Origin of the sequence: Advenella mimigardefordensis DPN7, from assembly GCF_000521505.1 — a bacterium.
GTDB classification, from domain to species: Bacteria; Pseudomonadota; Gammaproteobacteria; order Burkholderiales; family Burkholderiaceae_B; genus Advenella; species Advenella mimigardefordensis.
Genome location: NZ_CP003915.1, coordinates 773,220 through 795,550, shown reverse-complemented (window position 1 = coordinate 795,550; position 22,331 = coordinate 773,220). Strand labels below are relative to the sequence as shown.

Annotated in this window: 16 protein-coding genes; 2 read left to right on the top strand and 14 right to left on the bottom strand. The window is 52.3% G+C overall.

What is annotated here, in order from left to right:
- Positions 1-3: 3 nt before the first annotated feature.
- Genes MIM_RS03650 through MIM_RS03640 form a run of 3 tightly spaced genes read right to left on the bottom strand, consistent with a single transcriptional unit; the run spans position 4 to position 3,706 of the window.
- Positions 4-933 (bottom strand): branched-chain amino acid ABC transporter permease, encoded by a 930-nt coding sequence (locus tag MIM_RS03650; protein WP_025371409.1) that lies wholly within the window; start codon positions 931-933, stop codon positions 4-6.
- Positions 934-938: 5 nt separating this feature from the next.
- Positions 939-1,733 carry an ABC transporter ATP-binding protein gene (locus tag MIM_RS03645; RefSeq protein ID WP_144084582.1) on the bottom strand — a complete coding sequence of 265 codons (795 nt, stop codon included), beginning with the start codon at positions 1,731-1,733 and terminating at the stop codon, positions 939-941.
- 2 nt (positions 1,734-1,735) lie between these two features.
- Positions 1,736-3,706: an AMP-dependent synthetase/ligase gene (locus tag MIM_RS03640; protein WP_025371407.1), complete on the bottom strand. Its 1,971-nt coding sequence runs from the start codon at positions 3,704-3,706 to the stop codon at positions 1,736-1,738.
- Between the two features lie 172 nt (positions 3,707-3,878).
- Between MIM_RS03640 and MIM_RS03635 the strand changes: the two genes are divergently transcribed.
- The gene (locus tag MIM_RS03635) at positions 3,879-4,547 is read left to right on the top strand and encodes a Crp/Fnr family transcriptional regulator (RefSeq protein WP_025371406.1); all 669 of its coding nucleotides are present in this window, start codon (positions 3,879-3,881) and stop codon (positions 4,545-4,547) included.
- 307 nt (positions 4,548-4,854) lie between these two features.
- Here the strand turns inward: MIM_RS03635 and MIM_RS03630 are convergent, their stop codons facing one another.
- From MIM_RS03630 to MIM_RS03620, 3 genes are all read right to left on the bottom strand, one after another.
- Positions 4,855-5,547 (bottom strand): YggS family pyridoxal phosphate-dependent enzyme, encoded by a 693-nt coding sequence (locus tag MIM_RS03630; protein ID WP_025371405.1) that lies wholly within the window; start codon positions 5,545-5,547, stop codon positions 4,855-4,857.
- Between the two features lie 29 nt (positions 5,548-5,576).
- Complete coding sequence (locus MIM_RS03625; RefSeq protein ID WP_025371404.1) at positions 5,577-6,527, bottom strand: glycosyltransferase family 9 protein; 951 nt, start codon at positions 6,525-6,527, stop codon at positions 5,577-5,579.
- A gap of 171 nt (positions 6,528-6,698) precedes the next feature.
- Entirely contained in the window at positions 6,699-7,913 is a 1,215-nt protein-coding gene (locus MIM_RS03620) for an O-antigen ligase family protein (RefSeq protein WP_158318689.1), read from the bottom strand.
- Positions 7,914-8,193: 280 nt separating this feature from the next.
- Between MIM_RS03620 and MIM_RS03615 the strand changes: the two genes are divergently transcribed.
- Positions 8,194-9,066 (top strand): acyl-CoA thioesterase, encoded by an 873-nt coding sequence (locus tag MIM_RS03615; RefSeq protein ID WP_025371402.1) that lies wholly within the window; start codon positions 8,194-8,196, stop codon positions 9,064-9,066.
- A gap of 202 nt (positions 9,067-9,268) precedes the next feature.
- On the opposite strand, the gene MIM_RS21975 is transcribed toward MIM_RS03615, so the two are convergent.
- From MIM_RS21975 to MIM_RS03575, 8 genes are all read right to left on the bottom strand, one after another.
- The gene (locus tag MIM_RS21975; protein WP_025371401.1) at positions 9,269-11,254 is read right to left on the bottom strand and encodes an acyltransferase family protein; all 1,986 of its coding nucleotides are present in this window, start codon (positions 11,252-11,254) and stop codon (positions 9,269-9,271) included.
- Positions 11,255-11,453: 199 nt separating this feature from the next.
- The gene (locus tag MIM_RS03605) at positions 11,454-11,855 is read right to left on the bottom strand and encodes a GtrA family protein (RefSeq protein WP_025371400.1); all 402 of its coding nucleotides are present in this window, start codon (positions 11,853-11,855) and stop codon (positions 11,454-11,456) included.
- 100 nt (positions 11,856-11,955) lie between these two features.
- Entirely contained in the window at positions 11,956-14,064 is a 2,109-nt protein-coding gene (locus tag MIM_RS21970; RefSeq protein ID WP_025371399.1) for an acyltransferase family protein, read from the bottom strand.
- Positions 14,065-14,105: 41 nt separating this feature from the next.
- Positions 14,106-15,242, bottom strand: a complete 1,137-nt coding sequence (locus MIM_RS03595; RefSeq protein ID WP_042069924.1) for a glycosyltransferase family 4 protein — start codon at positions 15,240-15,242, stop codon at positions 14,106-14,108.
- 60 nt (positions 15,243-15,302) lie between these two features.
- A complete protein-coding gene (locus MIM_RS03590) occupies positions 15,303-18,995 on the bottom strand; it encodes a glycosyltransferase (protein WP_025371398.1) in 3,693 nt (1,230 codons plus the stop codon).
- A gap of 1 nt (position 18,996) precedes the next feature.
- Entirely contained in the window at positions 18,997-20,325 is a 1,329-nt protein-coding gene (locus MIM_RS03585; protein ID WP_025371397.1) for a class I SAM-dependent methyltransferase, read from the bottom strand.
- Complete coding sequence (locus MIM_RS03580; RefSeq protein ID WP_025371396.1) at positions 20,322-21,542, bottom strand: ABC transporter ATP-binding protein; 1,221 nt, start codon at positions 21,540-21,542, stop codon at positions 20,322-20,324. Before MIM_RS03580 ends, MIM_RS03585 begins: the two co-directional genes overlap by 4 nt.
- Positions 21,542-22,327 carry an ABC transporter permease gene (locus MIM_RS03575; RefSeq protein ID WP_025371395.1) on the bottom strand — a complete coding sequence of 262 codons (786 nt, stop codon included), beginning with the start codon at positions 22,325-22,327 and terminating at the stop codon, positions 21,542-21,544. Before MIM_RS03575 ends, MIM_RS03580 begins: the two co-directional genes overlap by 1 nt.
- Positions 22,328-22,331 lie beyond the last annotated feature (4 nt).

The window sequence follows — 22,331 nt, the reverse complement described above, 5'->3', positions numbered from 1 at the left end:
CTTTTACACGCGGTCAATGATTTTTTCGCCGAACAAACCCTGCGGACGGAATAACAGGAACACCAGCGCCAGGACATAGGCAAACCAGATCTCGATCCCGCCGCCGACGAACGGACCGATATAGGCTTCGGACAGTTTTTCGCCGACGCCGATGATCAGGCCGCCGATAATGGCGCCCGGCACCGAGGTCAGGCCACCCAATATCACAACCGGCAATGCGCGCAACGCGGCAGTGGACAGCGTAAATTGCACGCCGAATTTGGACCCCCAGATGATCCCGGCCACCAATGCAACAATGCCGGCCACCACCCAGACAATCACCCAGATGCGGTTCAAGGGAATACCAATAGATTGCGCAGCCTGGTGATCATCTGCCACTGCCCGCAGGGCGCGCCCGGTAGACGTATACTGAAAAAAGAACGCCAGCAGCGCCACCAGCACAGCGGAAATAACCGCCGCCGTCAGGTCTTCCAGACTGATCAGAATGCCACCTTCGAACAGGGAGTCCAGAATAAAGACCGGATCCTTAGGCATACCGACATTGATGGAGTAAACCGAGCTGCCGAAAATAATCTGACCCAGGCCATCCAGAAAATAACTGATGCCCAGCGTAGCCATCAGTAGCGTCGTGCCTTCCTGATTCACCAGATGACGCAGCACCAGGCGCTCTACCAGCATGGCGATCAGCACCATGACCCCTGCACTGACAATAAACGCAAGGATATTAGCCAGCAGCAGGTTTTCAAAACCCAGCCATTGCGGAATCCATACCGAAAAGCGCGCCATGGACAAGGCGGCCACCAGCACCATGGCACCCTGGGCGAAGTTGAACACGCCCGACGCCTTGAAGATCAGCACAAAACCGAGTCCGACCAGCGCATAAAGCATGCCGCTCATCAGACCACCAAAAAGCGTTTCAAGAAAGTAAGCCATGATGATCAGTGCTCCACACCCAAATAAGCCCGAATCACCTCTTCGTTCGAGCGCACTTCCGCCGGCGTGCCATCGCCGATTTTTTTACCATAGTCGAGCACCACAACTCTGTCGGATATATCCATGACCACGCCCATGTCATGTTCGATTAACACAATTGTCGTACCGAACTCGTCATTGACGTCCAGAATAAAGCGGCTCATGTCCTGCTTCTCTTCGATATTCATGCCGGCCATGGGCTCGTCCAGCAACAGCATGCGCGGCTCCATGGCCAGGGCACGGCCCAGGTCCACGCGTTTTTGCAGGCCGTAAGGCAGCCGTCCGACAGGCGTTTTTCGATAGGCCTGGATTTCCAGGAAATCAATAATATTTTCAACAAATTCGCGATGGGCGATTTCCTCTTTTTCAGCACCGAAGATGCGGAAGGCCTGCGACAGCAAGCCGCTTTTCATGCGCAGATTGCGGCCGGTCATGATGTTGTCCAGCACGCTCATGCCCTTGAACAGGGCGAGGTTCTGAAAGGTGCGCGCCACGCCCATCTCTGCCGCACGGCGCGGCGTCATCCGGCCGAACTGCCTGCCATCGAACTCAATGCTGCCGTCCTGCGGCACATACACGCCGTTGATCACATTGAGCATGGAGCTTTTGCCGGCCCCATTGGGACCGATAATCGCTCGAATTTCATGTTCCTTTACATTGAACGAAATGTCGGTCAGTGCCTTGACGCCGCCAAAGCGCAGCGAAATATTCTGCATATCAAGGATCACATCACCGATTCTGGCTTCGCGTTGGTCACTCATGCTCATGCGGCCTTTTTCAGGGTATCGGGAACAACGCTGGCCGGCTGAATCGTCAGATCGGCAGCGATTTTCCCGGTACGTCCATCTTCATATTTAACTTCGGTTTCAATGTACTGGCTGGCTTTACCCGCAAACAATGCATCAATCAGTACGCCGTAACGTTCCGCAATGAAAGCACGACGCACCTTGCGGGTACGCGTCAGCTCACCGTCATCGGGGTCCAGCTCTTTATGCAGAATCAGAAAGCGGTGAATCTGCAAACCCGATAGCTGCGGATCCTGTGCGACATCGGCATTCACCTTGCTGATGCAATCGGCAATCAGGGCGTACACTTCGGGACGCGAAGCCAGATCGGTATAACCGGCATAGGCCAGGCTACGTCGCTCGGCCCAGTTGGCCACCGCTTCCAGATCAATATTGACAAAGGCCGTGACGAAATCACGATTGGCGCCGAAGGCCACGGCTTCTTTGATAAACGGAAAGAACTTGAGTTTGTTCTCTACATATTTCGGCGCAAACATACGGCCATCGCTTAAGCGGCCCACGTCCTTGGCACGATCAATAATCCGCAACTGCCCCTGGGCATCAATGATGCCGGCATCACCAGTGTGATACCAGCCATCGTCGGTAAACGATTCGCGGGTGGAATCAGGGTTGCGATAATATTCACGGAACAGGCCCGGGCTTTTCACCTGCACTTCGCCGCTTTCGGCAATGCGCAGTTCAACGCCGGCCACAGGCGGCCCGACCGTGTCGGCGGAAACCTGTCCGTCACTCTGCACACAAACAAACACTGATGTTTCGGTTGAGCCGTAAAGCTGCTTCAGATTAATGCCGATTGAGCGGTAAAAGCGAAACAAGTCGGGCCCGATAGCTTCACCGGCGGTATAGGCCACGCGTACGCGATTCATGCCAAGCGCATTGCGCAACGGCCCGTAAATCAGAATATTGCCGATCGAATATTTGATGCGATCCAGCGTACCCACGGCCTCGCCATCCAGAATAGGACCACCCACACGGTGGGCCAGCTTCATGCAGGTATCAAACAGCCATTTTTTGAAGCGGCCGGCGTCTTCCATGCGAATGGTCACGTGCGTGAGCAAGTCTTCCAGAATACGGGGCGGCGAAAAATAATACGTCGGCCCGATGTCATGCATATCAATGGCCACGGTCGCCGGTGATTCAGGATGATTCACGGTAAAGCCGGTCACCAGCAATTGCGTATAGGAAAACATATTCTGGCCGATCCAGGCCGGCGGCAGATAGGCCAGCACCTCTTCCCTGTCGGTCAGTTTTTCCAGTTTCTGGATCACACGCGCACGGTCGATCAGGGCAGCATGCGTCAGCACCACTCCCTTGGGCTTGCCTGTGGTGCCTGATGTGTAGAACATCGCGGCGGTATCGTCGGGCTGAACGCGGTCGACGGCATCGAAATAGGCATTGGGCGCACCCGTTGCATACTGGTCACCCGATTGCTGCAGCTGTTCCCAGGAGAGCAGCAGCGGATCGCTGTAATGGCGCAGGCCGCGCGGGTCATCATAAATAACATGCGCAAGTGTAGGCACCTGCTCGCGCACCTCGAACATTTTGTCGACCTGCTCCTGATTTTCCGCCACCACAATCCGCACGCTTGCGTCCTGCAGTACGTAAACCATCTCCTGCGCAACCGCGTCCTGATACATGGGGACGGGAATGGCACCCACCGCCTGCGCCGCCATCATCGCCATATACAGGCGAGGTCGGTTCTCGCCCACAACGGCAATATGTTCTCCCGGCTGTACGCCGAACTGCAGATAGCCATTGGCCACACGCTGCACCTGCGCAGCCACCTGTGCCCAGGTGTAGGTTTGCCAGATGCCCAGGTCCTTTTCCCTGAGTGCTGGCCGGTTCCCACGGATGGCCGCGTGCTGTTGCAACAGAGCAGGAAAGGTCTGCGGCTCGGCAGTACGCGTACTGTTTACTGTTTGCGGCATGTTGTCTCCTTGCCTGTGTCTGCGGGTGCTGATTTATTTGTTCTGCCCGTCGCCTTCCGGATACCACGTATTGACGAGCCCCCCGGAAACGTTATGTGTTGCTAAGTTAACGGTTTGATTGTAAGCTAACTGTCGTCATCACGACATTCTATGATTTTCTAGGGTAAGTCCTATGTCCTCTTTTTCCCCAGAAGCCGCGCAGTGGTTCAATCTGCTTGCTCCCGAGCACCAGCGACGCGTGCTGCAGGATGTCACCGTTGCCCATTACGGTAACGGCGCACTTATTGCACGCAAGGGCGAAGCGGCTGAACACTGGATTGGCGTCATGGACGGCCTGATTCGCATTTCGGTGGGCAATGCCGATGGCAAGGTCGCCTCCCTTACCGGTATTCCGGTAGGTGGCTGGCTGGGCGAAGGCAGTATCCTTAAAAAAGAATGTCGCAAGTACGATGTGGTGGCGCTGCGCGACTCCTATGTGGCCAGAATGCCCTCCCGCACTTTTGAATGGCTGCTGGACAACAGCATTCCATTTAACCGCTATCTGCTGGATCTGCTGAACGAGCGCGTGGGGCAGTTTATCGGCCGTGCCGAGCATGACCGGCTGCTTAATGCCGATGCCCGCGTTGCCCGCTGTCTGGCCGAATTGTTCAATCCCTTGCTATACCCGGGGCTGAAACAGCGACTGGCCATTACGCAGGAAGAAATGGGCTATCTGGCACGCGTATCGCGCCAGCGAGCCAATCAGGCACTCAAGAAACTGGAAAACGAAAAATTATTGAAGGTAGAATACGGCGCCGTCTCCATTCTGGATCTGGACGGTCTGCGCCGCTATGGTGCCTGATTGATGGTGCCTGATTGATGGTGCCTGATTGATGGTGCCTGATTGATGGCGCCTGATTGATGGCGCCTGATTGATGGCGCCTGATATGTATATCGTCATATCTGCTGCGTGATATCAGCAGTGTCTTATCTGCTACGTCTTATCTGCTACGTCATATTAGTAGCCTGACTTCATCACCCGGTAGCTGCGCCTTGTGAGTCGCAGACCACGATCCACCGCAACCACCATATATCCCGTTATTATGTCACGTTATTAATCCAGCTGACGACCGCGTCAGTTGGTTCTCTCCAGGATCGCAACAATCACTTCAGCGCACAGCAGGACGCTGACCGAACAGTGCCGAACCGATCCGCAACTGAGTTGAACCTTCCTGAATCGCCAGCGCAAAATCGGCACTCATCCCCATAGACAATACCGGTAATGCATCGCCCAGTTCATCCTGGCACTGGTCACGTAACTGACGCACCCTTTCAAAACAACGCCGGACGCGTTCCTGATCATCGGTGTTTTCCGCCACCGTCATGAAACCCTGCACATTCAGGGTGTCATAGTCGCGCACGGTTTTGAGAAATGACGGCACCTGCTCTGGCGCCATGCCGGTTTTGCTTTCTTCGCTGCTGGACTTGACCTGCACCAGCACATCCAATTGACGTCCCGCCTGCAGCAATCGTTTGTCCAACGCCTGCGCCAGCTCCAGCCGGTCCAGCGATTGCAACTGGCTGGCGTAGCGCACCACTTCCTTGACTTTGTTGGTCTGCAGATAGCCGATGATGACCCATTCGATAGATGAGTCGTTCAATGCTAGCGCTTTTTCCTTCATTTCCTGCACCCGGTTCTCTGCGAACCGGCGTTCGCCCAGCGCCATGGCCTGGCGCACCACCTCGTGCCCGAAGGTCTTGGAGACCGGCAAAATGCTGACCTGCTGCGGATCCCTGCCGGCGCATTCACATGCCAGACGCACCTGCTCTCTGACGGCGGCAAACTGCTCGGCCAGACTCATTTGTGTACTCCCTGTTGCAGCAGCCTGTATCAGACCGCTTCCCCGACGTTGATGTCGGTGTCGATATCGTTGTTGATATGAGGATTGCCTGAGGCTGCGGTGTCGGACCGCAATTTGCCGAAAGCCCACAACACGTGCTGTGGCGTAAGCAAACGACGCCAGTATCGGTCGCGCAACCTCCCTCCTGGAATATACCATGGCGCAACGATGCGTGAATGGCTCCATGCCGGCCGCCAGGCCCGGGTCCGCTTCATGCGGCCGGTCAGTGTTAACACCGGAATACCCGTGGCCGACGCCAGATGACCAATACCCGACTCGTTGCCAATAAACCAGCCCGACTCCCTGATGTAGCTCGCGACCCCGCTCAGCCCGGGGTTATCCGGCAATTCCGCTCCCAGGCGGGTCACCCATTCCCAGTCGGCGCGCTCGGCCGGCGACACGATAAAGGCAGGTTCATAACCCGCTTTGATCAGGTCTTTCGCCAGTTTGCCAAAATGTCTGGGCGCCCAGCAACGCAAGGCGCCGGTCGAGGTAGGATGGATCGCGACGCGTTTGGGATGGCGGTGCTTCGCCATGCCGTCAGGCGCAACCAGGCCGTTAGCATGCGTCGTTCCGGAATGTCCGAAAAAGTCCCGGCAAAAATCGCGCATTTGATAGGCCTTGACAAAACCCTTGCCGGTCACGACCACGTGCTCATCATATATGGTGACCGTCGGATGATACCGGGTCAGATCGAACGGCCAGCCCGGGTGCATTTGTATGGCCCGGTCAAAGTCGCAGAGCGCGGCCTGTGCCTGCTCCTCGGCCAATGAACGATGAATCTCAAAACCGGGGAACCAATCGCGCAATTGCCAGATATAGTCACCAAAGATGGACACCTGAGCGCCATTATGACGAAAATTATTGGCAATAACCATCATGAGCAACGAATCGCCCAGACGCGGCGCCATCAGAATGGCTACCTTTTCCTGTTTGCCCATATATGTCTTTCATTCCCCATAGTCAGACAACTGCGTTATTGTACTGTTGTCTGTACTGCCAAATGTGACGCCGCAACACCGGAGGCGCCATAAATATTCACTACCTCACGGCGCCAGTCTGCCGCCCTTTCAATACATGTTCTTCCAGCAACACAACTGAACGCCCCTCATTCAATGCTCAACACCCCTGATTCGGGTAGACAGTGCGAGAGAGACCGCCACCATCACCGTATAGAACCCCATGGTGCGTATGCCGCGAAACATCAGCTCCGAAAGTCCGAACAAGGCAAAACCAATACAGACCGCCGCCCCCATGGCGGCATACGTTCTTAATTCCTCATTGGTGGTGCGCAACATGCGTTTAACGAACACGGCAGCCGGCGCAAAGTAGACAAAAAACAGGCCCAGCACGCCCAGCAGGCCGTAACTGCTTAACGCCTGCAACCAATCGTTATGCGGTTCACCCCATTGATTGGCCACTACTTTGGACACCAGCCCACGCTGCACCCCTTCCGTTTTCATGAACTCGGAAAAATAGCCGTTGGAGCCGGACCCGAATAGCGGATTGTCTTCCCAGATGGCGATCGTTGAACGCCACAACTGCAAACGGATACAGATCGACGACAGCTTGGTGCTATCTGTGGTAATGCATTCGGTGAACTCTTTCTCGCCCAGTTGCATCCGGTCTTTAATACCGGGCACGGTCAGTGTAACAACTGCAGCCAGCACCAGCCCTATTACAAACACACCCGCCAGCTTGATGCGATTATTTTGTCGCATATGAATCATGACGCCAAACAGCAGAAAAAACGGCACCGCCACCCAGCCACTACGCGTCTGAGTAAGTACAAAGGCAACAATACCCAATATCCCCAGAATGATCTTGAGGATTTTTTCCGTCCTGGCAAAACGGGTGAACGTGACATTACATGAATACAGCGTGATCACACTTAACAGAATCGTGAGATCGCCGTAGCCCACCGCATTGTATACGGCGCTGGTTTCAGGCCGGATGAAATCAGGCAGGGACAGATTGACAATAAATACAATGGCAAATATCAGGCCGGCATAAACGCCCAATACAGAATAGGACAGCCAGCGACGAGGGACATAGCAGCAGGCCGCGACCAGCAGAGGCAGCCCGGCGGAAAAACGCAGTGCTTTTTCAAACCCGGTTCCATCGCCACGCCCGTTGACTATTTCAGAAATGACAACCGCTGCAACAAATACGGCACACAGGGCAAAAAGCCACGAAAACGTCCTGAACCGGAAGGTATCCTGCGCCGGACGCAAGGCAATCACAATAAGCAGAGACAGAACCAGCAGAAAATAATAAAGCGGACTGGGAACGCTTTGTGTACTCATGATGGCAAGTGGCATTGCCATTAGCGCTACTATGAATGTAAGAAAAACAGGGTTTGCCAATTTATTCTGGGTGAAATGTGGCATTCGATGTTCCTTTTCGTAAAGCATATAACAAAGCGAGAGCTTAGCGTGTGCGGCATTATAGAACGGCTTATTAAAGGCTGTCCAAAATTGTATCGAGCTGCAAAAACTATTGGCGACAATGGCCGTATACGGCCATAATGGTTAATTAACCGCAAGCTGCAGCTCGAACGCTTCTGCTAGAATCGGCCTTTTTCCTCATTTGTCAGAATGCACATCTATGGATAATCAGAACGTACTGCCAGACCTCATTGAGCAACTTCAGGTCGAATCGCTGGGTAATGACGTTTTTAATGGCATTAGCACTGACATCTTTGGTACCGGCCGCATCTTTGGCGGGCAGGTACTCGGCCAGTCCCTGATGGCCGCGTCACTAACGGTCAGTCCGGGTCGGGCGGTGCATTCACTGCACTCGTACTTTTTGCGCCCGGGCGATACCAGCAAACCCATACGCTTTGAAGTGGAACGCACTCGTGACGGGGGCAGTTTTTCAGCCAGACGCGTCATCGCCTCGCAACTGGACCAGCCCATTTTCATTATGAGCAGCAGTTTCCAGGGTGAGGAACCGGGCTTTCAACACCAGACGCCTGCACCGGTTGTGGCGCCACCCGATTCCCTGAAAAATGAAAAACAGCTGATCGCCGACTTCGAGCATAAGCTGCCCAAACGTCTGGCCAGTCTGGTAGGACGGGACTTTGCGATTGAGATGCGTCCCGTGGAACCCGCTCAAATGCTCAAGCCGGGCAATTACGATCCGAAGGCGCATATCTGGTTTCGCGCCGCAGACAAACTGCCCGATAACCCACTGCTGCACCGTGCCATGCTGGCCTATACATCAGATTTCTATCTGCTGTTTACCTCGCTGCTGCCACATAACCAGACGCCCTTTTCCAAAAGCATGCAAATGGCCACCATTGACCATGCGATCTGGTTCCACCGGCCGTTCCGGATGGACGAATGGCTGCTCTATTCGCTGGAGTCACCCAGCGCCAGCAATGCCCGCGGGTTTTGCCGGGCGCATGTGTACAGCAGCCAGGGAGACCTGATCGCCTCCACGACCCAGGAAGGGCTGATTCGCAAGATACAGGAGTAATAAGCACGGGCGCCGCCCCCTGCCGGAGCGCATAAATGAACCCGTGGGACGCCCATCCTGCAAAATGAATCCCCAAAAGCGGCTTACTGCCGCTTTTTTTGCATCAGGCAATTGCGTGCCTCCAGGGCTGTCGTTTGCCTCAGGCCATGCCACTACGCAGCCGGATGCCGGCCCGGTCCTGTATCAGCCCGTCATCCAGGCATTATTTCCCGAAAATAGCATTGAGCCTGGGCCACAAGCCCTGTATTACGAAGGCCGACCCCTGCTTGGACAAATGGGTGCCATCGGAATACAGAAACTGCTTGCGCTTGATCATCGTCACGCAACGTCCCGCTTCACACAATACCGAATAGGGATTGACGAACTCCACATTTTTGTGGCTCTGCGCATATTTTTCCAGGCTGCGATTCAGCGCATATGCATTACCCTTTTCTTCATTGAGTTCCAGATATTTGGCGCACACCAGCGGCAGGTAGCCCGGTCGATCAACGCATGAAGCCAGCCCTACCTGGGAACCCGCTCCCGGCGGCGTGCCGATAATCACAAGTTTATTGGTCAGGCCGATACGTTCATGAATGGCGTCGAAGTTCTTTTCCAGAAAAGTGACATAGGCCTCGGTATTGGGAAAATCCACCCGCTTGCCGTCAACCGTACCCATGGTCTTCTGATAATTCTGATAGCTGACTGCGTACAGCAGCGGCACTCTGGACAATTTTGCCTCATTCAGGGCATAGTCCAGCCGTTCCACACAATCCTTGCGCGGCACGCCGTCAAGCAGGCGAGTATAGCCAGGCCCAAAAAAACAACCATCTTCAAATGAAGTATCCACCCATTTTTTATTGGCGGCCAGCGTCTGATTCAGGCCAAAGGCATACTGTCTGGCATAGCTGTCGCCCAGCAGGACGGCAGACTTGCGTCGACCATCGGCGTCCCCCAGTACCTGGCTGCCCATGGAAAACCCTTCCCCGCCGTACTGTTCCTCATGGAAACGGGGGGAGTTGGCCATATGCTCGACAAAATAGTCATTCATCCGAAAGCTCATGCCGTTGCTGGTCATGATCATGAGTGCCGGCACCAGAATCACCGCCAATGCACAAACGCGCTGAATGGTCTGGCCAAAATACCAGCTGTACAGATCCACACGACGATACCGGTTTTCCACCAGCACGTACATCAGATAACCCAGAATAAACGGTGCAATCACCAGCGCCCATTTTTCGGACAGGAACAATGGTCGATAGATAAAGTATTTATAGAAGACGATCAGCGGCCAGTGGATCAGATACATCGAATAGGAAATCAGCCCCACCGTGACCATGGCGCGATTTCTGAAAATATTGCCCAGATACTTTGCCGGACTGGCATAAATGCACAATGCGGCGCCAATGGCGGGTACCAAAGCGTGTAGCCCTGGGAATGTCGTGGTTTTGTCATAGACAAAGATACTGTACAGCAGCAGCGCGATACCCACCGCCATAATGATTTCGTACTGAATCACGCCCGGCGTATGGCGCTTGCGATAATCCACGGCAAACACCATCAGGCCGCCGATGGCGAACTCGAACACGCGAAAGGGCGTCAGATAATAATTGGCCGATGTGTCTACCGACAAATACCATTGCGACAAGGCCAGCGACGCCACCCCAAGCGCCAGGAGCACCCACGGCAGTAGAGCCCGATTGAGCCGATACACAAGATAAATGACAAACGGCCAGATCAGATAAAACTGCTGCTCTACACCCAGCGACCACGTGTGCAGCAACGGGTTGGTTTCCGATGAGGTGTCGAAGTAGCCGGACACCAGCCAGAAGCGGAAATTGGAGACCGAAAACAGGGCAAAGACGCTGGAATCGGCCAGGGCCACATAGTCATCCGGCGAAAACAGCAGGAATCCGGCAATCAGACACAGTACCAGAGTGAGCAGCAAGGCCGGATACAGGCGGGCAATACGCCGCGCCATAAAGCGCAAAAACGAGAATTTGCCTTCAATGCAGCTGTTGAACAAAATCCCGGTGATCAGATAGCCTGAAATGACAAAAAAGACATCTACCCCGATATAACCACCACTGAACGCCTGAAAACCTGCGTGGAAAAACAGGACGGCAATCACCGCAAGGGCGCGTAGACCATCAACACCTGGTTCATAGGATGCGGACTGCGTTTTGGAGGTCGTTGAAAACAGGGACATCAGGGCCTTTCTTTATTGGTATGACCGGGATATGTTAATACAAATCGATGATGCGACACCCCTGGTGCTGTATATGCATCTGTAAATATTGTTTGGAATCCTTATCAATTGTTCCAGCTCAACCAGGCAGCATGCCTTGGAATGCGACTGCACGACATTTTCAACATTAATGCCGTACGCAATGGCGGCATCGCCCGATTTAATGCTTTTTATGCCGAAATATGACAAAGCGCAATTGCATAAAATTGATCAATAATCCAGCCAGGCTGCCCCCAGCCACCCCCAGTACAGGATGACGGGACACAATTGCAATATTGTCTACTAAGAGCACGAAGGTCAGATAATTGGCGGCACCGCCGATCAGCATCAATTGGAAATAGTGGAAAAACTCTCTAACAAGACCCTTATTTGACGATTTATGACGAAATGCAAGGTTCCGGTTAACAGTCCACGTAACCAGGACGGCAGCAAGAAACGATACCGCACGCCCCCAATAATTCCCTATGCTATCTTTCAACAGGTAAAGGATGCCGGTATCAACAAGAAAACCGAGCACACCAGCAAACCCAAAAAAGAATAACTCTTTGACAAGATTGATCATCTTTTATTTACGCCAAAACAGCCGTACAGCTGTTATACCCCGCCAGGATAAACCCGGGATTCCAATCGTCCTGAATCCGGGTTCCGATCCAAATTATCATTTATTTTGGCCTGTAACGCTGCAATTCAAACCTGTCGTCTGCCGGTTCATTCCGACTAAAGCCTTCGACAAAGGGAATCAGTTTATCGGCAATAATCAGACTGGCATACTCCGAAATATGGTCTGTATTGCTATACATCAGCCTGCCATTGAGCATAGACGTGCATTGTCCCTCCGTCATATTACACAGCAACCGGGTGGGATCAAATATCCGCACCTGGTCAGGATAGTTTTTACTTACCTTATCAAGCACGACACGATATTTTTCAGACAATTTCAATTGTTCGTCGTAGGGAATATGGCAACGGAAACCAGGGCGCAGCGCCAGCGCAGTATTGAGCCATCCTATTTCCGTGACCCTGCCTATACACTGCTTGGGATCCGGCAGCGTTGGATTATCCACCATCAGTACCACTTTCTTACCGCCACGAACCAGGACATCGACGGCCCGATTCAGGCCGTTATAGGCTTCATCGGACAATGGGCTATCCGGCAACTCATCAAGCGTCCCGTTATCCCCGAGCTGAAACAGTGCTCTGGTCGCAGTGTACAAAACCACGAGGTCTGCCTCGGACTTCAATAGGGCGTCAAACGCTTTCTCCGTAAGCTCTGTGTATATCGCGTAAGCCGGGAAGTCATGATTAATGACAGGTACCGTTCCACCTCGCGGTCCGTTACCACCAATGAACAGCCAGGGCGTTTCCGGTGTAGAGCGACTCAGCAAGCCGGCCGAAAACGCGCCTGCCTTGCTATCGCCGTACAAGGCGATTTTGGGCAGTCCGCGCGTATCATGCAGGCATCCAAAAAAATCGCCTACGTCCGCCTGTGCCAGGCCGCAGCCCTTCTGAATGAATGCGACGGGCCCTGCCAGTGCCTTACCTGTATCTATAACGCGATTGCTTGCATTCACCGGTCGTTCAGGCATTCCCTGAAACTGCACAATCGATAGACCAATACCGGCAACAGCGATCATTCCAACACAAAGCGTAGCAGGCACAAGCCGTAGTCCCCTGTTTCCGAAACGAACAGGCACTTCAATAAATCGGTATGTCAGCCACGCCAACACAACCGAAAGGATCATGGCTGCCAAGCGTACGGCGACGGAAGCGTCTGGTACCAGAATGTGCACAAATGAAATAATCGGCCAATGCCAGAGATAAAGGGGGTAACTGATCGCTCCGATGAACACCATCACGGGGTGCGCAAGTAGATATTTATTTACCCATGCAGCCGCTCCCGCTCTGAGCAACAAAAACGACCCCAGCACCGGCAGGATCGCCCGCCAGCCTGGATAATGACTCCCATCCCGGATGCCGAATACTGCGATAAAAATCAGTATTAATCCAAGAAAGGAAGTGACATGATTGGCGGCTGTTGCGGGAGCTTCAGATGAGCCCACATTAAACAGTCTCGTCCGGCTGATGGTACGTGAAATGCCACCCTGCTTTTGCCTGTTTTCAGTCAAATAAGGACCATAAGCTAACAGACTGCCTATCAGCAATTCCCAGGCGCGCGTCAGGGGCGAATAGAACAGGGCAACATCGTCGTGGCCAACGAGGTAGACATTGTATCCAAAGGAAAAAACAAACAGGATCAATAGCGCATAGAAAAGATTCAGGCGCAATCGCCACAGTACCAGGATCAGCACGGGATAAAAAAGATAGAACTGCTCTTCAATGGCAAGTGACCATAAATGCGTCAGCGGCTTAAGTGTGGACGCGACATCAAAATAGCCGGCTTCACTCCAGAGCAGAAAGTTCTGCACAAACAATGAACCTGCCAGCACATGCGAACCCAGTTGTAAAAACTCATCTGTAAACAGACTGAACCAGCCGACATAAAGCGTCGCCAGTAGTACAGCGAGCAATGCCGGAAACAACCGCTTAACGCGATGATTGTAAAAATCATAAAAGCGCCATGTGCCCGTGTACAGCTTCGAAAAAATAATTGTTGATATCAGATAGCCCGATATCACGAAAAAAACGTCAACACCGACAAATCCGCCTGTCAGATACTCTGGAAAGACATGAAATACCAACACGCCCAGTATCGCGATCGCGCGCAATCCGTCGATGTCTGCCCGGTAATTGGAAGATTTTTGCAACGCCATATTATTTCACTCGCAACCGGGTCAACCCGCTTATTATTCAATTACAGATATTTTCTGTAGACCTCAACTGTTTTCTCAGCCGTTGCCTTCCATGTATAGGTACGCGCTCGGGCTCTGCCCTTCTCTCCCAGTTCGACTGCCATTGATTCATCGCTGGCTATCGTCTGCATCGCCCCACTTAATGCATTTGCATTCAGCGGATCTACCTGCAAGCCCGCATCATCAACCACCTCGGCAAGGGCAGTTGTGTTCGAACCAATGACGGGCAAGGCGCAAGCGAATGCCTCAAGAGCGGGTAAACCAAAGCCTTCGTAGAGCGACGGAAAGACGAGGCATCGTGCATTGGAAAGCAGAACACGTTTATCATCCAGGCTGATGTAATCCAGCCATTTGGCAACGCCCTGGATCTCGAGTTGCTTCAGCTTGCGTATCTCGTCTTCACACCCCCATCCCAAACGGCCGGCCACAATGAGCGGATGACGTTTCTGCATCTCGGGCGGCAGCATCACGAAAGCATCCAGCAGGGTTTTTAGATTCTTTCTTGGCTGTATTGTGCCTATAAACAGAAAAAAACCCGGGTCGAGATGATATTTTTCAAGCGTGGCAACTGTCATATCCTGCGACGGCCTGTTGAAATAGATATCGTCGACGCCCAATGGAATCACGGTGATATTACTTCTGGAAAGATGAAAGTACTTCACCAGATCGTCAACCACCGCGTGTGAAATGGTGATGTAATGATCTGCCCAGGTTGCTTCCTTTCGAAAGAGCCAGTTCTTCAGTTTTCGGGCGCGCTGATTGACCCATTCCGGATACATTAACGGTATGGGGTCCATCAGACTGGCGATCACCGGTGTTTTGCGTAGCCGGGGAATAAAATGGTCCGCCGCATGAAACAGTGAGAAGCGGGCTTCAATCTCGCTGCTATTGAACGAACTTTTGCCGGTAAGCGCACTGGCGGCCAGGTCATACTCCATGCGGATTTTTGGCAGCGTCAGATGCTCCCCCGTGATGGACGCTGTCATTGGCTCCTGCCAGGAAACCGTACATACATCAATCTCCTTTATAGAGGCCAGTTGCGTACACAGTGCCTGCGTGTAGGTTCCGATTCCATCAATATGCCCGGTTCGTGTACCTCGGGCCAACACCGTCGCCCCTACACCAATACGCCCGATCATGGCTGTACTCCAGAAATAATCATCAACTTGACAAGTGGGCTGCGCGTTGCGACATGATCATTACTCATCGGCAGGGCGCGCAGTCGGCATGTCATCGGAGCCGGTCCGTGCATCATTCTGAAGTGCCTTGATCATATTGAAAAGACGCTGCGACAGACGATCATAACTATGCTCCCTCCGCCAGCGATCAGCTTCCTCCTGTACCTTTTTGACAGGTGCGGCATTCTCCTGAATCTGGTCCATCAGTGCAGAAATACCGTTAGCAATATCCTGAATCTGTGTACCAGGGAGCCTGAAAACCGCCTGTCCGACATCATCGAAAATAGAAAGAGGAGTCACCGCTACCGGCACACCAATAGCCAGGCCATACCGGACTGCGCCGCTGGCAGACTCGCCCGTTTCCTGATAGGGATACACAATCAGATCTGATTCAGATAGTTCATTCAGGCTGACTTCGTCCGGCAGGAATGCGGTATTGAAAACAACAGCGTCTTCAATACCAAGCTTTCTTGCCACTTGCTGCGCCTGCGCAATCAAATTCGTAGAGTCGGCGACAGGATATTCGGCATTGATCATTTTCAGCCTGACGTTTCTTCCCTGACGGATCAGTTGTGCCGTGGCTTTGATAAGTTCGATCAGCCCTTTATGCGGCAAAAAGAACCCATAACTCGAGATAATAAAAGGCTTATTGACCTGATTAGTTGTCTGTGCACGCGCAAGGGCATAGCCGCCTTTAACGCCATGCGGAAACAACGTCACATTATCGATCAGACCCAGCGCCTTGAGCCGATTCAAGTCACCCGGCGCATGCACCAGGATGCGGACACATCGTTTCAACGCATCCAGCAAAAGCCTTAGATCTTTATCCGCTTTTCCTGGCGGATTTTGCGTGGAATGAAGCGTTATCACAACCTGCACCCCCGCGTCCGTCAGATTGCTGATGAAACGATTCAGATGCTCAAAATGAAAAAAGCCGAAATTAAATTGAATGACCAGTGTTTGAATGCCACTTTCCAGAATCTCACTTTCCAGTTTCTTCAGGTCTTCACTGTCGTCATTCATCCAGCTTCGCTTGATATTGGCAGCATCAGAGCCGATCAACTCGTTCGTATGAGCAGCAAACACGGTGAAGACTTCAGGCATCTGTTCAATAAGATGAGCCGAATAGGTCGCGATGCCACATCGCGTATTCCAGGTTGACATCCAGCCAATGCGTGGCGTCTCTGTTTCCGTACGGCCTGCCCATGATCTGGCAGCCTTGACGTGCATCGCAGCGACATCCGACCATTTATAGCGTTCCTGCAATAGCGTCTTGCCAGCACTCACCTTTTTCGATCTGTCCGCTTCCGGCATGTCAAATACGACTTTCATTTGTCGTGCCAGATCGTCGACCCGTGGTCGTGCCCAGACAGAATCGAACAGTTCCAGATGACTTTGCGCGCGTTCAAAATCAAAATCGACCAGCCACGCGGTATCGTCATTACAAAAATCGGTCTGACCACTCCAGCCGGTCGTGATCACTGGCAAGCCCGATAGCATGGCTTCGGCCATTGGCAATCCGAAGCCTTCTGCACGACTTGGCGCGACCAATGCATGACACTGCGTATACAGGCTCTTGAGTTCGGCTTCAGTAATATCCTGTTCCAGGATGCTCACGTCCGGGTAATCAGGCCGATTTTGCCTTTCTGTAGCGAGCCACTCATGCACCAGATTGTGAGGATTCGGAAACGTCTTGATGATCAGCGTCACGTCATCATGACGTGTAAACGCCTGGCCATAGGCAGATAACAGCTCTTCTACACCTTTGCGAGGAAAACATGACGAGACATGCAGAAACCTGAACCCCTTGCCCTTGACGGCAAACCGCGGAGCCGCCTCAAGAGAGGCCCAATGATCCGTGCCGTTACCCGATACCACTACCGGAACGTGCAAGCCATGATCGATCAATATTTTCTTTACGTGCGTGGATACAACGACCATGCCCTGTAAATAGCTGTTGAAGTCCTCAATCCAGTCCACCGGATATCCGGACTCTTCCCATGCGTATAAGTGCAGCAGGTTCAAACGCCCCTGCATGTCATTGACACGCGGAGGATAAAGGTTACGGCTGCTGACATTGATTTTATCGTCGTCCGCTTCCTCGTTGTACGCATGCATTCGCGCCAATTCAGGATTGGCATCAAGGAATGCCTTATTGGCAGGAAAGTCCCCAGGCCCTTCTGTGGAATGAAGTGCAACGTGATGTCCTTGTCTGCCTAATGCCAATGCAAGATGGCGATTGACAATAGCAAGACTATAGCTGCTATCGAATGGACCGCCCAGACGCCAGGTCAGCTTCTCGGGCAATACCTGTGCTGCATTGATTCGCTCCGCGGTAGCCTCATTTTCAGCAATGCACGCTGCAAGCACCCGCAGGTCGTGCTCGGTAGGCTGAGATGTTTTGCTGTCAGTATCAGACAGTTTATCTATCAGCTCAGTCCGGATGGAGCGAATCTCCGCCATATACGCATTCCAGTTCTTACGGATGGCTGAGTCACCAGGTGCCATTTTTCGCAAGGCCTGGAGTGCTGTCTGCGCAACCTGATCCCAGGAAAACTTTTTCACCTGAACCGCATGGTGGTCTGTCAATAACTGCCTGAAATGCTGATCAGTCAGGATTTTGACCATTTTGTCGGCAATGGAGTCCGGGTCCAAAGGGTCGAACAGGGCATCCTGCAGACCGATCACTTCCGGAATGCTGGTCACGTTCGAGCCGATAGATGGTGCTCCACAGGCCATCGCTTCGAGCGCAGGCAGTCCAAAGCCCTCATGCAGTGATGGGCTGACCGTCAACTCGCAGCAATTAAACAGATACACGAGTTCGTCGTCCGTGACCCTGCCGGTCATAACGACCCGACCGGAGACATTCAATCGTTCCGCCAAAGCAGATAAGACCTGCTGATAGGTTGGTTCACAACCTCCCGAAAGAACCAGTTGATAGCGATCTCTCAGTTCGCCGGGCATACGCGCGTATGCGGCGATCAGATTTTCGATATTTTTCCGGCTGTCAAACGCACCGTTGTAGAGAACGAAAGAATCGGAAATGCCAAGCTTGTCGTTAAATTGCCGGCGCTCTTCATCCGTATAGATTTGTTTTTTGAAAATATCGCTGCAGGCAGACGAAATATTAACGATGTGATCCTGCTCAACGTGCAGATGATCAATGGCTTCCTGTCGGGAGGAATCAGAAATGGCAAGCAGCAGGTCTGCGCGTTTGACACTCTCAAGTTTGTCGAAATACCATTCTTTGACCCAGTCGGCACCCAGATATTTTTTTTGATCAAGAAACGGGATCAAATCATAAAATACGACCGCCGTTCTCAGGTGTCCGGGCAACTTGCCCACTGAAGTCACTGCATCACTAACTGTTGCTCCTTCGAAAAGACTGGTATTGAGCACGACATCCGGCATCAGCTGCCTCAAAAATGCCTCCCGTGCAAGCTCCGCTGCATTCCGATTCCAGACGGACTGCGGTGGCTCCCAGGTAATATCAGCAGGCGCCCGAAACTCGATCAGGCGCTCCGGCGGTAACAAATCGGCAAATTCGTCATATACAGGCTCTGCAGGATCAACCAGACCCTTGTTCAGCAACAGCCAGACTTCATCATCCTGTGCATTCCGAATCAGGGCACGGGTAAACGCCAGCGTGTATCTTCCGATACCACGCAGGCGACTGAGCGTTTGCAATCCCTGCATATCAATAACTATGCGCATATTATTTCACCTTCTCGTCGTCTGAACGGGTTGTGATTTTCTCATCCAGTAAACGATAAATCTCTCTGCCACGGGGTGTCAGATACGTCGACGCATTGTATATATTTTCAGGCACGGTCATAGAATGGGTTGTCTGCCTGCCATCTGCGGCCATCAACCGGAAGGCCAGTGACTTGAGCGTTGCGTAAAGCCCGATAGCCTTAAGCAGATCGATAAGCCGCTGCTTCATAACCGGATGACGAGCGAACCAGACCATTGCCGCTCCAGCGGTTGGCTTCCCGACTTTTTTGCAGAAGTCAATGAGGCGCCTTTTGATGCCACGCTCTCTGAGGAGCAGTCCCTGATGACCTGCCCATCTGAGTGGTTTGGTTATGCGCCATGAAGTACTGCTGTGTATATCCTGAATGGACTGTTGCAGCTGCGTCATACTGCTATCCATTTGCGCTTTCAGCGCATTGAGCTGACGCTGTAAGGCATCCAGTTGCTCAGGAAGTGATTCGCTTATTTCATCAACAGCGGCGGTGGACGACGAAATGTCTTGCTGCATGGAAGCAAAACGCTGATCGACCTGGCTCTGACGCAATGCATGTTGTGCATCGTGCCGGTTGATGATCTCATCCAGTCCGATGCCATATTCAGCAGAAAATGCGTTGGCTGTTTGCTGCATCTCCGACTCGCTCGCAGATTTCTGCGCAACGATGGAATAATCGGGACTCACCCCCTTGAATACATCCAGCAGCACCAGTTCCTCTTTAGCAACCATTGCCGGATCTTCCTGCAGTCGCAACAGCTTGACCCTGCTGAACCCCTCATATTTCGCAGTGAATGCAAGCAAATCGGGTGGGATGGGCGTTCGGTGAGTGGGATCCATGTAAAAGGTGGTGGTGCCCACATAGACATTTTCAGGGTTCGGGGTTTCCATCACCAGCAACCCGCCTGGCTTCAGCGCCCGAAGCGCTTCGGCAACAAGTGTCCGTAAGTCGTCGAAATGAATATGTTCAACAACATGAAAGGCGGTGATAACCGAAAAGTGCTGATCAGGTTGTCGCTTTAAATACCCGATCAGATCCTCCTGAACGACAGACAGATGACGTGCGCGGCAGTAGTCGAGCATACCCGCATCCAAATCGACACCCTGAGCATCAATTTGAAATTCACTGAGCAATTCCAGCCACTCTCCCCGTCCACAACCCAAATCCAGCGCAGAACACGGTTCATGAATGTCACGCAATGGCAAGACAAATGGCAAATAGACTCTGAGCCGGTTCTTGATTTGCTCTCGCGTCCCACGAAACGAGGCTTCGAACTGCGCATAAAACTGATCAGTCATTGCTTTATCTCCAGTGTCGGAGGTAACCAGGAGGTTCCGATAAAGGATTCCTTATCGCTGTTTACAACGTTAAACACCAGCGCCAGATCGCGCCATTCATAATTCTTCGCGATATGGGTATCGGAAGAATGAACCGAAATCGAAATAGAGTAAGTTCCCTCACCCAGATTTGCCGTAAAGTCGTAAACATACTCCAGGGCCTGATTTGCCGGAAGCTTGTGTAGAATACGCTTCAAATGATAAGAATTGGTGCCAAAGATAACCTGACCCAGACGGTCTTTGATCATATAGCCAACCACCAATTCGGGTATTTCACTGTGCGTCTGAAGACGAATTCGCAATCGGACAGCCTGACCAACGTTCACTATCTCGCTGCTCACTCCCTCCTGATTCAATAACTCAACGTTGGCAATCGTTACCTCACGACTGCCCGAAATCGTCTGGATTTTCCCCTCACTATTTCTTTCCTGAGTGACGGTTTGTTTTTCCTTGTCAGACAATAGGGCATTGTAGTAATCCATCACCGCTTCAGGTGCACCCTCCATGGCAACCTTTCCGGCATTCAGCAAAATGGCTCTGTCACAAATACTTTGAATAGCGCTCTTGTCATGACTGACAATCAGCAGCGTAGTCCCCTGACTGTTAAATTCACGAATCCGGTCAAAACTTTTATGCTGGAAGTATGCGTCACCAACCGAAAGGGCTTCATCAATGATCAGCACCTCGGGGCGCTTGGCCGTGGCCACGCTGAATGCCAGCCGCATCTGCATACCGCTGCTATACACTCGTACCGGCATATCAATATAGGTTCCGATTTCTGCAAACGCTTCGATCTCCGGCATTAACTGGGCAATCTCATCAACCGAGTATCCCATCAACTGCCCTGCCATATAAACGTTCTGCCGTCCGGTAAAATCTGAATGAAATCCAATGCCCAGCTCCAGCAGCGCCGCAATGCGCCCGGAGATATCTATCGTCCCTGTCGTCGGTAGCGTTGTGCCGGTAATCATCTTTAACAAAGTGCTCTTTCCCGCACCGTTTATACCGATGATGCCCACAGCCTCTCCGGCCTGCACCGAAAAATTGACATCCTGCAAAATCCACTTCAGATCAAAATATTGGCGCTTTCCTGGCAGGATCCAGTCAGCCAGTCGGGACCAGTGCGTTTTATACTGCTTGTATGCCTTACCCAGATTTTTTACGGTTATTGTGCCCATTACAGCTCATCCACCATTTCACCAACGTGTTTACGAAACAATCTCAGTCCAATGACACATAAAAAAACCGTTTCAAGCGTTACCAGCCACAAGCCTCCCCAATCGGGCCATTGCGCATGCACAAAAATTGTCTGGAATGACTCAATAATGGGAACCATTGGGTTGTATCTCAGATAGTTCTGCACCTTTTCAGGCAACACGTTAGATACATACACGATAGGGGTGAGCCAGAACCAGAACTGAAGAACAATACCAAAAAACTGCCCGACATCACGGAAGAAAACATTCAGCACGCCAATGGTGATGCCCAGACCAATGGCGAACAGCACCAGGAGCACCAAAAGCGGAAAAATACCAAGATACACGACGCCCGGGAAATGCCCGGAAAAGACAATGAATATAGTGAAAAGCCCGAACACAATCGAAAAGTTGACCAGGCCGTTGGCAATCACAATGACAGGAAGGCACAATCGCGGAAAACTCAGCTTTTTCAATAGTCCTGCGTTATCGACAAAAACGTTCTGCGCCTTACTTACAATCTCGGAAAATAATCCCCATGTGAGTACGCCTGCGCACAAATAAATGCTGTACGCAAACGGCATCGTTACGCCCGGCAGGCGAGCCTTCATTAACTGGGAAAAGATGACCGTATACACGATGATCATCGCCAATGGATTGAGCACCATCCAGGTAGCGCCCAGCAGCGAGTTTCTGTATTTCGACTGAAACTCACGTTTCACACTTCCCAATATGAAACTTCGGTAACGCCACACTGCACTCATCATTTGT